This window comes from Acutalibacter muris (assembly GCF_002201475.1).
Lineage (GTDB): Bacteria > Bacillota > Clostridia > Oscillospirales > Acutalibacteraceae > Acutalibacter > Acutalibacter muris.
This window is the reverse complement of sequence record NZ_CP021422.1, coordinates 390,529-405,288: the sequence shown is the minus strand read 5'-3', so window position 1 is coordinate 405,288 and position 14,760 is coordinate 390,529. Positions and strand designations below refer to the sequence as shown.

General features: G+C 58.5%; 15 protein-coding genes. 14 read left to right on the top strand and 1 reads right to left on the bottom strand.

The annotated features are described in order from the left end of the window. The first annotated feature begins 54 nt into the window (after positions 1 to 54). From trhA to ADH66_RS01940, 11 genes are all read left to right on the top strand, one after another. On the top strand, positions 55 to 768 hold the full coding sequence (trhA, locus tag ADH66_RS01990) for a PAQR family membrane homeostasis protein TrhA (protein ID WP_066536343.1): 714 nt from the start codon (positions 55 to 57) through the stop codon (positions 766 to 768). Positions 769 to 878: 110 nt separating this feature from the next. Continuing rightward, positions 879 to 1,919, top strand: a complete 1,041-nt coding sequence (locus tag ADH66_RS01985) for a glycoside hydrolase family 88/105 protein (RefSeq protein ID WP_066536346.1) — start codon at positions 879 to 881, stop codon at positions 1,917 to 1,919. 111 nt (positions 1,920 to 2,030) lie between these two features. Beyond that, a complete protein-coding gene (gene prfB / locus ADH66_RS01980; protein WP_066536348.1) occupies positions 2,031 to 3,158 on the top strand; it encodes a peptide chain release factor 2 in 1,128 nt (375 codons plus the stop codon). After that, on the top strand, positions 3,155 to 3,670 hold the full coding sequence (locus ADH66_RS01975) for a GNAT family N-acetyltransferase (protein ID WP_066536351.1): 516 nt from the start codon (positions 3,155 to 3,157) through the stop codon (positions 3,668 to 3,670). Before prfB ends, ADH66_RS01975 begins: the two co-directional genes overlap by 4 nt. After that, on the top strand, positions 3,667 to 4,098 hold the full coding sequence (locus ADH66_RS01970; protein WP_066536353.1) for a GNAT family N-acetyltransferase: 432 nt from the start codon (positions 3,667 to 3,669) through the stop codon (positions 4,096 to 4,098). The genes ADH66_RS01975 and ADH66_RS01970 overlap by 4 nt, the downstream gene beginning before the upstream one ends. Before the next feature lie 228 nt (positions 4,099 to 4,326). After that, entirely contained in the window at positions 4,327 to 5,607 is a 1,281-nt protein-coding gene (locus tag ADH66_RS01965) for an aspartate aminotransferase family protein (protein WP_066536355.1), read from the top strand. A 79-nt stretch (positions 5,608 to 5,686) separates the two neighbouring features. After that, the gene (locus ADH66_RS01960) at positions 5,687 to 7,036 is read left to right on the top strand and encodes a penicillin-binding transpeptidase domain-containing protein (RefSeq protein WP_066536356.1); all 1,350 of its coding nucleotides are present in this window, start codon (positions 5,687 to 5,689) and stop codon (positions 7,034 to 7,036) included. 67 nt (positions 7,037 to 7,103) lie between these two features. Then, complete coding sequence (locus tag ADH66_RS01955; protein WP_066536358.1) at positions 7,104 to 8,069, top strand: type I phosphomannose isomerase catalytic subunit; 966 nt, start codon at positions 7,104 to 7,106, stop codon at positions 8,067 to 8,069. Positions 8,070 to 8,072: 3 nt separating this feature from the next. Further along, positions 8,073 to 9,026 carry a sugar kinase gene (locus tag ADH66_RS01950; RefSeq protein ID WP_066536360.1) on the top strand — a complete coding sequence of 318 codons (954 nt, stop codon included), beginning with the start codon at positions 8,073 to 8,075 and terminating at the stop codon, positions 9,024 to 9,026. Beyond that, entirely contained in the window at positions 9,023 to 9,442 is a 420-nt protein-coding gene (gene cdd / locus ADH66_RS01945) for a cytidine deaminase (RefSeq protein ID WP_066536362.1), read from the top strand. Before ADH66_RS01950 ends, cdd begins: the two co-directional genes overlap by 4 nt. 16 nt (positions 9,443 to 9,458) lie before the next feature. Then, entirely contained in the window at positions 9,459 to 10,766 is a 1,308-nt protein-coding gene (locus tag ADH66_RS01940) for a pyrimidine-nucleoside phosphorylase (RefSeq protein WP_066536364.1), read from the top strand. Here ADH66_RS01940 and ADH66_RS01935 read toward each other — a convergent pair. After that, complete coding sequence (locus tag ADH66_RS01935) at positions 10,763 to 11,287, bottom strand: peptidylprolyl isomerase (protein WP_066536366.1); 525 nt, start codon at positions 11,285 to 11,287, stop codon at positions 10,763 to 10,765. The genes ADH66_RS01940 and ADH66_RS01935 overlap by 4 nt on opposite strands. 159 nt (positions 11,288 to 11,446) lie before the next feature. Between ADH66_RS01935 and ADH66_RS01930 the strand changes: the two genes are divergently transcribed. The 3 genes from ADH66_RS01930 to ADH66_RS01920 are packed head-to-tail and all read left to right on the top strand — an operon-like array spanning position 11,447 to position 14,760. Then, complete coding sequence (locus tag ADH66_RS01930) at positions 11,447 to 12,214, top strand: exodeoxyribonuclease III (RefSeq protein WP_066541703.1); 768 nt, start codon at positions 11,447 to 11,449, stop codon at positions 12,212 to 12,214. Beyond that, entirely contained in the window at positions 12,207 to 12,935 is a 729-nt protein-coding gene (locus tag ADH66_RS01925; protein ID WP_066536369.1) for an NAD-dependent protein deacylase, read from the top strand. Before ADH66_RS01930 ends, ADH66_RS01925 begins: the two co-directional genes overlap by 8 nt. Before the next feature lie 55 nt (positions 12,936 to 12,990). After that, the gene (locus ADH66_RS01920) at positions 12,991 to 14,760 is read left to right on the top strand and encodes an ABC transporter ATP-binding protein (protein ID WP_066536371.1); all 1,770 of its coding nucleotides are present in this window, start codon (positions 12,991 to 12,993) and stop codon (positions 14,758 to 14,760) included.

Sequence of the window (14,760 nt, the reverse complement as noted above, 5' to 3'; positions counted from 1 at the left end):
TAGATAAGGTTTTTAAAACTACATAACGCGGTGCACACGAAAGGAGCGTGCCATATGGAAAACACGATGCGGCTAACCGCAGACACCCGCCATGTCCGGGCCCAGCTGCGCCGGGAGCGCTGTGAGAGGATGGGGCTGCCCAGATACTCCCTTGGGGAGGAGATATTCTCCTCCGTGTCCCACGGGGTGTCGGCCCTGGGGGCCATAGCGGCCCTGGCGCTGCTGCTGGTGTTCTGCGAGAAGACCCCCATAAAGATAGCCTCCGTGGCGGTATACGGCGGCGCCATGGTGACCCTCTACGCCATCTCCTGCATATACCACGGCCTGGGCCTGGGACTGAGCCGTGCCAAGATAGTCTTCAGGTCCCTGGATCACTGTACCATCTTCCTGCTGATAGCCGGCACCTATACCCCCATAACCCTTGTGTGCATTGGCGGCTGGCAGGGGACGCTTATGCTTGCCGGGGTCTGGGCGGCGGCCATAGCGGGCGTGATACTCAACGCCATAAGCGTGGAGCGCTTCAAGGTGGTCTCCATGATATGCTACCTTATGATGGGCTGGGTGGTGGTGCTCTGCATGGGCACCCTGCGGCGGAACCTCAGCGGCGTAGGCTTCTGGTGCCTGCTTATAGGCGGCATACTCTATACTATTGGGGCCCTGCTGTACGGCGTGGGCAAAAAGATACCCTATATGCACTCGGTGTTCCACCTGTTCGTGCTCATGGGCAGTGTGCTGCACGCGGTGTGCATATACCAGCTTGTGGCGTAATATATACGTTTTACGGTTGCATTATATTCTGAAAAGGTTTAGAATTAGGGTGTGCTTTCTTAAAAAGAGAGCGCACCCTTTTTAAATAAAAAAACTGGGGAGAGGATATTATGGACCTGGCCTTTGACCACAGCCGCATAGAGGAAACAATAGACGCAATAGTGACGCGCACCATGCGCATGGACATGACCTGGGACTGGCCCTGCGGAGTGGCCTATTACGGGGTATGCCGTGCCTATGAGGCCACCGGGCAGCAGAAGTATCTGGACATGGTCCGGGCCCGGGTGGACGAGTATACGGAGCTGGGGCTCCCGGAGTGGACGGTGAACACCTGCGCCATGGGCCACTGCTGCCTGTCGCTGTATAAGCATACCGGGGAGAAAAAGCACCTGGATATCGTCATGAGCAAGGTGGACTACCTGGAGAATAAGGCCCTGCGCTTCGGCCAGCGGGTATTGCAGCACACGGTCTCCACCGGCAACGACTTCCCGGAGCAGGCCTGGGCGGACACCTTGTTCATGGCGGCGTACTTCCTGTTGAGGGTTGGCGTGGAGCTTAAGGACGAAGCCCTGATAAACGACGCGCTGGACCAATACTACTGGCACATAGAATACTTGCAGGAGCCCTCCTCCGGGCTCTGGTACCACGGCTATAACAACATACAGAGGGACCATATGTCCGGCTTTCACTGGGGCAGGGCCAACGCCTGGGCGGCGTACACCATGTCCCGGGTGGGCAAGACACTGCCCGAGGCCTATCTGTACCCCCGGTTCATGGACGTACAAGGCAGCCTTTCAGAGCTGCTCCCGTCCCTGAAGCTCTGCCAGACGGAAAACGGCCTTTGGCGCACCATACTGGACGACCCCGGCAGCTATGAGGAGATCTCGGCCTCCTGCGGCATAGCGGCGGCCATGATAGATAACGGCAACCCCCTGCACACAAAGTATGTCCAGCGGGCCATAGAAGGCGTGCTGGAAAACGTCAGCACCGAGGGCCGGGTGCTGAACGTGTCCGGGGGCACGGCGGTGATGCGGGACCGGGAGGGCTATCGGAACATCAGCCGGGACTGGATACAGGGCTGGGGCCAGGGGCTGGCGCTGGCGTTCCTCTCAGGAGTCCTGGGCTGCGGGGAAGCGCCGGAGAAGAAATAGCCCTGCCTCCGAGGGCCCCAATTTACCTGTTTACATTCCCCTTCCTTTTTGGTATAATATTATTTAAGTATACGCGAAACAGTTTCCACACTTTGGAAAGGGGATAGAGATATGCTGCAATTTGAAGAGCTGAGCCGCCAGCTTTCGGGCCAGCGGCAGGCGCTTACTGAGCTGGGGGATTCTTTGGGCCTTGAGCGTCTGCGGGAGGAGGTTGAAATGCTGGAGCTCAAGTCCGCGGAGCCGGGCTTCTGGGACGATATGGCGAACGCCCAGAAGGTGACCCAGCGCATGGCCGGACTGAAAGCGAAGGACGAAAGCTATCAGAAGCTGTGCTCCCGCTGCGAGGACGCGGCGGCGCTTATCGAGCTTGGTGACGAGGCCGAGGACCTGTCCCTTATCGAGGAGATTCAGGCGGAGATCGACGGCGTGGCGGGGGAAATAGCCAATATGAAGCTCTCCACCCTGCTCACCGGGGAGTACGACGGCCACAACGCCATTCTCACCTTCCACGCGGGCTCCGGCGGCACCGAGGCCCAGGACTGGGCGGAGATGCTCTTCCGTATGTACGGACGCTGGGCCGAGCGCAGGGGCTTTAAGGTGACCACCCTGGACTATCTGGACGGAGACGAGGCGGGGCTGAAGTCCGCTTCTATTTTAGTAGAGGGCGAGAACGCCTACGGCTACCTGAAAAGTGAAGCCGGGGTGCACCGGCTGGTGCGGGTGTCGCCCTTCGACGCGGCAGGGCGGCGGCACACCTCCTTCTCCTCCCTTGAGGTCATGCCCGAGATAGAGGAGGACAACTCAGTCGAGATAAGCCCCGACGACATCAAGATGGAGGTCTATAGGGCCTCAGGCGCGGGGGGACAGAAGGTCAACAAGACCTCCTCGGCGGTGCGCCTCATTCACATACCCACCGGCATAGTGGTCAGCTGCCAGGTGGAGCGCAGCCAGTACCAGAACCGGGACGTGGCCATGAAAATGCTCATCTCGAAGCTGGTGGAGATAAAAGAGCGGGAGAACCTGGAGAAGATATCGGACATAAAGGGCGAGCAGAAGGAGATAACCTGGGGCAGCCAGATACGCTCCTACGTGTTCATGCCCTACACCATGGTGAAGGACCACCGCACGGGCTTTGAGACCGGCAACGTGAACGGCGTCATGGACGGCGACCTGGACGGCTTCATAAACGCCTATCTCACCGCCAAGAGTCAGGGGACCCTTGGGGAGAATATAGAATGAATTTTGAACTGACCACCATAAAGGAGTACGAAAAAGAGATACTTCGGAACTTGATGGAGAAATACGACTACGAGTTCACCCAGTACACCCATGAGGACGTGAATCCCCTGGGCCTCTACGGCTACTCGTGGCTGGACGCCTACTGGAGGGACCCGGGCCGCTGGGCCTTCTTCCTAAAAGCGGACGGTAACCTGGCGGGCTTCGCCCTGGTGAACAACTACCTCGAGGCGGGAAAGACCGACTACAACATGGCCGAGTTCTTCGTCATGTACAAGTACCGGCGCTGCGGGCTGGGCTCCTTTGCGGCGGCGCGGCTGTTCGGGCTGTTCCCCGGCTCCTGGCAGATAAAGTACCACCCGAAGAACGTGCCCTCGGCAAAGTTCTGGAACCGCATAGCCGAAAAGCACTCCCAGGGCGGCTACCGCCGGGAGGAGCGCCCCGACCTCGCCTACCCGGACGGCTCGGCGGCGCAGGTGCTGTTTTTTGAGACTGTAAAGGTGGTCGCGACATGAGCGCCGTTCTTATCAGGGATATCGAGAGCAAAGACTATTTATCTGTGGCGTCAGTTTGGCACGAAGCGTTTGTCCCTTTAACCGACGAAGCCCTTATTACTGCCTGCAAGAAAATGGAGGGCGACAGCCGCTACCGCATATTTGTCGCGGAAGTCGACGGCAAAGTTGTCGGTTTTGTTTCGACCGTTGAGGCTCTGGCCATCAACCTGCCGGACGGGTATATAAAGGTAAACAGTCTTGCCGTGCTGCCTAAATTCCGGCGCCGCGGCATAGGTAAAATGCTTATGGCATATGTTGAGGAGCTGGCAAAGGAGCGGGGCAGTTCACTTGTCGAGCTCGCCTCGGGCTTTCAGCGGACGGAGGCCCATGAGTTTTACGAGCGTTTGGGCTATCAGAAAACTTCGTTTAGGTTCAATAAACGAATATAAAGCGTGGAAAGCTCCCCCTCCGGGGAGCTTTTTTGTAAACTTTTCTCCATACCCTTCCATTTCCTGATGGTTTGTGATAGAATAATATTTAGGCCAAAATCCAAAAATTTAAACGTATTGGCCTGCAAATTTATTTGCCGCTTTATTTAGCCCCGACTTCAGCCGCAGGCTGAACGTCGTTGATCGCTGAATCATGGGCAGCTCCCATGGTAGAAAGGATGGTAAAGCATGAACGCAAACACAAATATCTTCGAGAGCTACGAGTCAGAGGTGCGGTCCTACTGCCGCAACTTCCCCACGGTGTTCACCCGGGCCAAGGGGCCCCTCCTCTATGACGAGGAGGGAAGGGAGTACATCGACTTCTTCTGCGGGGCCGGGGCCCTGAACTACGGCCATAACCCGGACCTTATCCGCGACCGGCTGGTGGAGTACCTCCAGTGCGACGGCGTTATGCACGCCCTGGATATGTACACCCGGCCGAAACGGGAGTTTATTGAGTTCTACGAAGAAAAAGTTTTAAAGCCCCGGGGGCTGAACTTCAAGCTCCAGTTCCCCGGCCCCACCGGCACCAACGCCGTAGAGGCCGCCTTAAAGCTGGCCCGGAAGGTGAAGGGACGGCCCGGGATATTCGCCCTGATGGGGGCCTTCCACGGCATGACCCTTGGAAGCATTGCGCTGACTACCGACGCAGCCAGCCGGGCGGGGGCAGGCGTGCCCCTGGAGCACGTGACCCACGTGCCCGCGCCATATATGTTCCCGGAGCTGGACACGCTGAAATATATAGAGACGCTTTTGACTGACGACCACTCCGGCGTGGAGAAGCCCGCCGCTTTCATACTTGAGACCACCCAGGCCGACGGCGGCATATACCCGATGCCCGCCGAGTGGCTCAGGGGGCTCCGTGAGCTCTGCGACAGGCACGACCTCCTGCTTATCGTGGACGACGTGCAGGTGGGCTGCGCGCGGACAGGCTGGTTCTTCTCCTTCGAGCGCGCCGGGATAGTGCCGGATATCGTCACACAGTCGAAGTCCATCGGGGGCTACGGTATGCCCTTTGCCCTGGTGCTCATAAAGCCGGAGCTGGACATATGGGAGCCCGGGGAGCATAACGGCACCTTTAGGGGCTATCAACTCTCCATGGTGGCGGCAAAGGCCGGGCTTGAGATAATGCTTAATGAGAGGGTTGAGGAGAAGGTACAGGGCAGGGCCCATATCTTCGAGGAGTACATGAAGAAGATAGAGGACCTGGCGCCGGGTAAGATAAGCACCCGGGGCGTGGGATATGTCTGGGGCGTGGACCTTGCGGGCTGCGACGGGGATAAGGCTCCGGGGACCACGAGCAAGCGGGTGCTGGATATTGCCTTTAAGAACGGCCTGATAGTGGAGCGCGTGGGCCGTGGCAACTCCGTTATAAAGGTCATGCCAGAGCTGCTGATAGACGAGAAAACATTACGCAAAGGGTTAGACATATTGACTGACGCAGTCAGGGACGCAGTCAAGGTGCGTTAGGCACCTTGTGGGGGTCTCGGGGGCAAAGCCCCCCGAGACCCCGGAGGCCGTAAATGTACTGAGAAAAAGAGGTGTCTTAATGAAAACTGTTGGCCTGCGCTCTATCGTGCTGTATATCCTGCTGTTCGCCTTTCTGGGCGGCGTGGGCTGGCTGGTGCTGAACCTGTTTATACGCGGCAGCCAGTGGGCCGCGCAGCCCTATAACGCCCATATTTACGTGGACGGCTCCCTGGGAGACATCGAGGACAGGGACGGCAATGTTTTAGCCCATACCGAGAACGGCCAGCGCACCTACAGCGAAAGCGAGACCACCCGCCGGGCGCTTTTGCACACCGTGGGCGACACCAAGGGGTTCATCAGTACAAGCATCCAGTACACCCTGCAGGATAAGCTCACCGGCTATAACCCCATCTTCGGCCTTAACCGCACCGTCTTTTCGGACCTTGGCAGCACCGTAAAGCTCACCCTGGATTCGGGGGCCTGCACCGCGGCATATAACGCCATGGAGGGTCATAACGGCGGGGCCATCTTCTATAACTACAAGACCGGCGATATCCTCTGCAAGGTCAGCGCCCCGGGCTATGACCCCATGAACGTGCCGGAGAACATCGACAGCGACCCGGAATATAAGGGGGCGTACCTGGACAACACTCTCTCCGGGGCCTTTACCCCGGGCAGTACCTTCAAGCTGGTGACCTCCCTGGCCGCCATGGAGAAGTGGCCGGACACCTGGACGGAGCTTTACTATGACTGCTATGAGAGCGAGGAGATTGGAGGCAGCAATATCACCTGCCTCGGGTACCATGGGGAGCAGGATATGCAGACGGCCCTTGGAAACTCCTGCAACCTGTACTTCGCGAAGCTGGCAAATGATATCGGGGCGGAGGACCTGCAAAAGACGGCGGAGAAGCTGGGCTTCAATAAGTCTCTGGATTTCAGTTCCATTGAGATAGCCGAGAGCGAGTGTAAGCTCTCCGGCGCGAACCCCAACCAGCTGGGCTGGGCCGGGGTGGGCCAGCACACGGTGCTTGTGAACCCATATCACATGATGACAGTGATGGGGGCCATAGCAAACGGCGGCACATACGTGCAGCCCCGGCTCACCGAGGACGGCGGCCTGTTCGGGGGCGGCAGCGCCACCGGAGGCAGCCTTATGACCGCAGCCCAGGCCAATAACCTTAAAGCCATGATGCGGGACACTGTCTCCGGCTATTACGGCGACTGGCTTTTCCCCGAGGGGCTTAACGTCTGCGCCAAGACCGGCACAGGCGAGGTCAGCGAAACCCAGGAGCCCAACTGCTGGATGGTGGGCTTCTGCGACAATGACAACTATCCCATCGCCTTCGCCGTGCTGGTGGAGGAGAGCAACAACAGCCTTGGGGCCGCGGGCGGCGTTGTGAGCGCGGTGCTCAAGGAGCTTATATACTGAACGCAATCTACCCTGAGCGGGGAGGGCCCCTCCCCGCTCTAAAATTATTATATACGGAGGAGAGAAGATGAAGATAGAAAAGCTTACCCCGGCCTTTAAGGACTACCTCTGGGGCGGCACGAAGCTGCGGGACGTTTACCGTAAGCCCTGTGATTTTGACAAGGTGGCCGAGAGCTGGGAGCTGTCCACCCACCCGGCGGGCGAGAGCCGTATCTCCGGCGGGGAGTTTGACGGCATGACGCTCAACGAATACTTTAAGGCTCACCCTGAGGTGTTGGGGGAAAACGTGCGGAGGTTCGATAACTTCCCGGTGCTTATAAAGCTTATAGACGCCAAATCCCCTCTGTCCATACAGGTGCACCCCAGCGACGAATACGCCCTGGAGCACGAGCACGAGTACGGCAAGACCGAGATGTGGTATATTGTGGACTGCGACCCCGGGGCCAGCCTGTACTTCGGCGTGAACCGGGCCATTACCCCAGAGGAGTTCAGAAAGCGCATTGAGGACAACACTGTGGAGGAGGTGCTCAACCGGGCACAGGTCCACCCCGGGGATGTGTTCTTTATAGAAGCCGGGACTTTGCACGCCATCGGCGCGGGCATACTGATTTGCGAGATACAGCAGAACTCCAACTGCACCTATAGGGTCTATGACTACGGCCGCCTGGGGGCAGACGGAAAGCCCCGGGAGCTGCACATAGAGAAGGCCCTGGCGGTAAGTAAGCTCACCCCCGCAGAGGGCGCGGGCGCTGTTCCGGAGGAGAAAGCCATCAGCGGCGGCAGCGCGGCTCGGCTCGGGCAGTGTAAGTATTTCACCACCGACCGCTATACGGTGGACAGCGAGATTTGCCTTGATGTGGGCGGCTGCTCCTTCATGTCCCTGACAGCCGTTAAGGGCAGCGGCCAGATCATAGGCCCGGAGAACACCGTGGAGTTTGCCACCGGGGACACCGTATTCATACCGGCGGACACCGGCGCGGTCACGGTAAAGGGTAAATCCGCCTTAGTGGCTGTGAGCGTAAAGGGAGAGTAAATAATGAAAGTATTACTGATAGGGGAGTCCATGGGCCTGTTTATGGCAGAGGAGCCGGGCCCTCTTTATAAGGCCCACCGCTTTATAAGCTCCATTGCCGGAGCGGAGTACAACGTGGCCGTGGGACTCTCTCGGCTGGGCCATACCCCGGTGTACTGCACACGGCTGGGGGAAGACCCCATAGGTCGGCAGATACTTGACGGCATGGCCGAAAACCATATAGACACGGGGCTGGTCTCGCGTACCAACGAACAGCCCACCGGCCTGATGCTCAAGGGCAGCACACAGGAGGGCGACCCAGAGATAGCCTACTACCGCCAGGGCTCGGCGGCCTCCAAAATGGCCCCCCGGGACGTGGATAGGCTGGACCTCTCCGGCATAGATTGGCTGCACGTCACAGGCATATTCCCCGCCGTATCGGACAGCGCCATGTCCGCCACAGTGCGTCTCTTGGACAGGGTCTCAGCCCTGGGCATACCTGTAAGCTTCGACCCCAACCTGCGGCCCCAGCTCTGGCCGGACGAAAGGACCATGGTCAGCGCCCTGAACCGGCTGGCGGGCTACGCCCAGGTGGTGCTGCCGGGCATAGGCGAGGGAAAGCTTCTGACTGGGCATGGGCACGAGCGGGACATCGCCGCGTATTATCACAGCAGGGGGGCCCCTTCGGTGATAGTGAAGCTGGGGGGCGATGGCGCGTACTACTCCGCCAACTCCGGCGGCAGCGGCTATGCCTCCGGCATAGAGGTGGAGCGGATAGTGGACACCGTGGGGGCCGGTGACGGCTTCGCAGTGGGGGTCATAAGCGCCCTTATAGAGGGCCTGCCCCTCAGTGAAGCCGCCCGCCGGGGCAACGCCATCGGGGCCATACAGATAAGCCATAAGAGCGACAATGAGGGCCTCCCCACCCGGGAGGAGCTGAGGGCGGTCTTAGCCGCCGGAAAGGTGTGTGCAAGATGAAGCTATCCGAAGGAAAAGCGAGGGAGCTAATATCCCAGGCGCTGAAAGCCCGGGAGAGCTCCTACTGCCCCTACTCGAATTTCGCCGTAGGCACGGCGCTGCTCTGCAATGACGGCACGGTATACACCGGCTGCAACGTGGAGACCGCCGCCTTCAACGGCTGCTGCGCCGAGCGCACGGCCATCTTCTCCGCCGTGGCGGACGGACATAGAAATTTTGCCGCTATAGCCGTAGCGGGGGCCGGGAAGGAGCAGGAACCCGACTTCTTCTGCACCCCCTGCGGCGTGTGCAGGCAGGTGATGCGGGAGTTCTGCAAGCCGGATTTCGAGATAATCATGACCGACGGCAAGGATATAAAAGTTATGACCCTTGAGGAACTCTTACCCATGGCCTTTGGGCCCGACGACTTGGCGTAAGCCGGAGGTTTTTACAATGCGTATGTACGATATCCTCCACAAGAAACGCGAGGGCGGAGAGCTTTCCACAGAGGAGATAAGCTGGCTGGTAAGGGCCGTCACGGAGGGCTCTGTGCCCGACTACCAGATATCCGCCCTATTGATGGCCATATACTTTAAGGGCATGACCCCCGATGAGACCGTGGACCTCACCTGGGAGATGGCCCGCTCCGGGGACATGGCGGACCTGTCCCCCATACCCGGGGCCAAGGTGGACAAGCATTCCACCGGCGGGGTGGGCGACAAGACCTCGCTGATAGTGGGACCCATCGCCGCCGCCTGCGGGGTGAAGATAGCGAAGATGAGCGGCCGGGGGTTGGGCCATACTGGCGGCACGGTGGACAAGCTGGAGAGCATACCGGGCCTCTGTATGGATATCCCCCGGGAGAGGTTCTATGAGATAGTGAACAGGACCGGCATAGCCATCGTGGGTCAGTCCGGCAGCTTATGCCCCGCCGATAAGAAGCTCTACGCTTTAAGGGATGTGACCGCCACCGTGGACAGCCTGCCTCTTATCGCCGCCAGCATTATGTCCAAAAAGCTTGCCGCCGGGGCGGACGCGATCTTGCTGGACGTGAAGCTGGGCTCCGGGGCCTTTATGAAGACCCTGCCCGAAGCGGTGGAGCTGGCAAAGCTCATGGTGGACACCGGCAATAAAGCCGGACGGCGTACTGCCGCCCTGATAACCGATATGGATATGCCCCTGGGACGGTGCATAGGCAATGCCCTGGAGGTCAGGGAGGCCGTGGAGATACTCCACGGCACGGGGGACAAGCGCCTGACGGAGCTCTGCCTGGAGCTTTCCGCCGGGATGATAGTTCTGGCTGGGCTGGCCGAAACCCGAGAGGACGCGCTCTCTAAGGCCCGTGAAGCCATAAGAACAGGCCGGGCGTTCAAGGTCCTCTGCGATATGGTATCGGCCCAGGGCGGAGATTCCTCCTGCCTTGAAGATACAGGCAAGCTCCCCCTCTCCCCCTGCGGGCTCACGGTCACGGCAGCCGAGTCCGGCTATATCGCCGCCCTGGACGCGGAGGCCTGCGGCCTTGCGGCAATGGAACTTGGCGCGGGCCGGGAGAGCAAGGAGGACGAAATAGACTATGGCGCGGGCATAGAGCTCCTTGCAAATAAAGGCAGCAAGGTGGAGCAGGGCCAGCCCATAGCGAGGCTCTACGCCGGATCCGAGGGCCGGTGCGAGAGGGCGAAGGAGCGTTTCCTCTCGGCCCTCAGCATAGAAAAAGAGGAGCCGGAAGCCCGGCCCCTCATAATAGAGCGGATAGGTATTTAGTATTCCGGGCCCACCTTGGGCTCCGGGTACTCCTGGCCGAAGGTCTCAACAGTGACCTTCTCCATTATCTGGTCGGAGTCGGGCCTGTCGTCCCGGTCGCGGCTCGCGTGGGCGATGGCGTCGGCCACCTCCTGGCCCTCGGTGACCTTGCCGAAGGCGGCGTACTGGCCGTCAAGGTACGCCGCGTCCGCCACCATTATGAAGAACTGGCTGCCCGCGCTGTCGGGCATCTGGGAGCGGGCCATGGAGATAACGCCGGTGGTATGTTTTAAGGGGTTCTGGGTGCCGTTGGCGGCAAACTCGCCCTTTATGCCGTAGCCCGGGCCGCCCATACCGGTGCCCTCGGGGTCGCCGCCCTGTATCATGAAGCCGGGGATGACCCGGTGGAATATGGTGCCGTCATAAAAGCCCTTTTTTACAAGGGAGATAAAATTGTTCACCGTGTTGGGAGCAATCTCGGGGTAGAGTTCCACCTTGATAATGCCCTGGTTTGTCTCAATGGTGACGATGGGATTCTGCAATTTCTAAACCTCCATTTTTCAAGTTTGCCTTACTTCATTTTTTCATTATAACATAAAAGCCGGGGAAAGCATAGCCCCCTGCCGTAATTTTATAATTTATTAACAGTGAGTTCACGAATCCCATTTGTGAACCCGGGTTTACAAGAAAGGACGGAAATGATGAAGCTTATCTCATGGAATGTAAACGGTCTTAGGGCCTGTATGGGCAAGGGGTTCATGGACGTTATAGAGCAGGAGCAGCCCGACGCCATATGCTTACAAGAGACTAAAATGCTCCGGGAGCAGGCGGACTTCCAATTCCCCGGCTACCTTGAATACTGGAACTCCGCCGAGAAGAAGGGCTATTCCGGCACGGCCATTTTTACCAGCACCGAGCCCATAAGCGCAGCCTACGGCATAGGCTGCGAGGACTACGACCGGGAGGGCCGGGCTATCACCCTGGAGTATGAGAGCTTCTGCCTGGTGACAATATACACCCCCAACTCCCAGCGGGGCCTGGAGCGGCTGCCCTTCCGCATGGTCTTTGAGGACAAGCTTCGGGAGTACCTCTATAGGCTCCGGGAGAAAAAGCCCGTGGTGGTCTGCGGGGATCTGAACGTGGCCCACAGGCCTATAGATTTGAAGAACGACAAGTCAAACATCGGCAACGCGGGCTACACCTATGAGGAGCGGGGCAAGTTCAGCGAATTACTTGCCAGCGGCATGACAGATACCTTCCGCTATCTGTACCCGGACAAAGAGGAGGCGTATTCCTGGTGGAGCTACCGCAGCAACTCCCGGGAGAACAACACAGGCTGGCGCATCGACTATTTCCTCTGTGACAAGCGCCTGGAAAGCAGGATAGAGGACAGCCTGATACTGCCTCAGTACACGGGCAGCGACCACTGTCCGGTCTGCCTTATCTTAAAGGAGGACGAAAATGCCTGATATCAACGCACTGAAAAGCTGGCTTAAAGAGAGTAGGCACACCGTGTTCCTGGGGGGTGCGGGCGTTTCCACCGCCAGCGGTATCCCGGACTTTCGCAGCGCCCACGGGCTGTATATGCAGAAAAAGTCCGGCATATCCTATGAGGAGATGCTGTCAATAGATTACTACCGCGCCCACACAGAGGAGTTTTACGACTTTTTAAGGAAGGTCATGCTCTATCCCGACGCAAAACCCAACCCCGCCCACTATGCCCTCTCTAAGCTTGAGCGGGAGGGCTTGCTGGAGGTGGTGATAACACAGAACATAGACGGCCTGCACCAGATGGCGGGCAGCAAAAATGTCATAGAGCTCCATGGCAACGAGAACCGCTATATCTGCGTAAAGTGCGGCAAAGTCTACGATATGCGCTACGTGATGGACTGCAAGGGTATACCCCTCTGCTCCTGCGGCGGGGTGCTCAAGCCCGATGTGGTGCTCTACGGCGAGGCTTTGAAGGAGCGTGACCTGGGCCGGGCGGTGCAGTACGCCTATGACGCGGACCTGATGATAGTTGGCGGTACTTCTTTGGTGGTATATCCGGTGGCAGGGCTGGTGCAGTACCTTTGTAAGGAGGCGAAGCTTGTGATACTCAACCGGGACCCCACCCCCTATGACAGCCGCGCCCAGCTTATCCTCAGGGAGGATTTAGCCGAAGTGCTGGCAGATACGGCGGATTTGTAAATCCTGGAAACTTATGGTATAATAGAGGGAGAAAAACACACAAAGGAGTGGGAAAATGGAGGAAAGCCTCAATAGACGTCAGAAGGGCCTTGTAAGAAGGTTCCTGCCATATTTCAGAAAGTACGTATGGGTGATGGTCTTCGACCTGTTCTGCGCCGCGCTCACTACGGTCTGCGAGCTTACACTGCCGCTTTTAATGCGGTACGTGACGGATATGGGCATAAACGACCTGGGGGCCCTGACCTTGCAGGTGGTCATAAGGATAGGTATGCTCTATCTGTTCCTGTGCCTTGTGGACGCGGGGGCCACCTTCTTCCGGGCCTCCATCGGCCATATAATGGGCGCGAGGATGGAGACGGATATGCGCACCGAGCTCTTTGCCCACCTGCAAAAGCTCAGCTTCAACTACTTTGACAACATGAAGGTGGGACAGATAATGTCCCGCATAACCTCGGACCTCTTCGATGTGACGGAATTCGCCCACCACTGTCCCGAGGAGATATTCATGGCAACGATAAAAATTGTGGGCGCGTTTATCATCCTTTGCGGTATGAGTGTGCCGCTGACGCTGATAGTCTTTTCCGTGGTGCCCTTCATGGTGCTGGCCGCCGCCTATTTCAACATGAAGATGCGCAGCCAGTTCCGCCAGCAGCGCAGCCAGATAGGCGAGATAAACGCCCAGGTGGAGGACAGCCTTCTGGGTGTGCGGGTGGTGAAATCCTTCGCCAACGAGGGCGTGGAGACCGAGAAGTTCGAGGCAGGCAACAAAAAGTTCTTCAACATCAAGCGGGGCCGATACTACCTGATGGGCGGCTTCGAGGCCACAAACCGTATGTTCGACGGCCTTATGCACTTCCTGGTGCTGTTAGTGGGCGCTATATTCATGATAAACGGCAGCGTCCAGCCCGCGGACCTGGTGGCCTATATGCTCTACGTGGGCACCCTCATTACCTCCATCCGCCAGCTGGTCCAGTTTGCCGAGCAGTTCCAGCAGGGCATGACCGGCATCGAGCGCTTCTTCCAGATACTGGACGCGGACGTGGACATCTTTGACGAGCCCGGTGCGAAGCCCCTTGAGATAAAGGAGGGCGGCGTCCACTTCGAGCACGTGGGCTTCTCCTATGCCGACGACGGCAGGCAGGTGCTCAGCGAGATAAACCTGGACGTAAAACCCGGCCAGAACGTGGCCTTAGTGGGGCCCTCCGGCAGCGGCAAGACCACCCTGTGCAACCTTATCCCCCGCTTCTACGACGTGACCGAGGGCCGCATAAACATCGACGGCCAGGACATCAAAAACGTCACCCTCAAGTCCCTTCGGGAGCAGATAGGCTTTGTGCAGCAGGACGTATACCTGTTTTCCGGCACCGTCTTTGAGAACATCGAGTACGGCAGGCCCGGGGCCACCCGGGACCAGGTCATAGCCGCCGCCAAACAGGCCGGGGCCCACGGCTTCATAACCGAGCTCAGCAATGGGTATGATACATACGTGGGTGAGCGGGGCGTAAAGCTTTCCGGCGGACAGAAGCAGAGGATAAGCATCGCCCGGGCGTTCCTTAAAAACCCGCCCATCATGATACTGGACGAGGCCACCTCGGCCCTTGACAACGAGAGCGAGAAGATAGTGCAGGAGTCCTTGGAGAAGCTCTCAAAGGGCCGCACCACCTTCACCATTGCCCATAGGCTTTCCACCATCAAGAACGCCACGGTGATACTTGTGCTCACGGAAAAGGGCATTGAGGAAAAGGGCACCCATGGAGAGCTCATGGCAAAGGGCGGCGTGTACTATAATCTATACAACACCTACAGCGGAGACAAGGAGGATTAA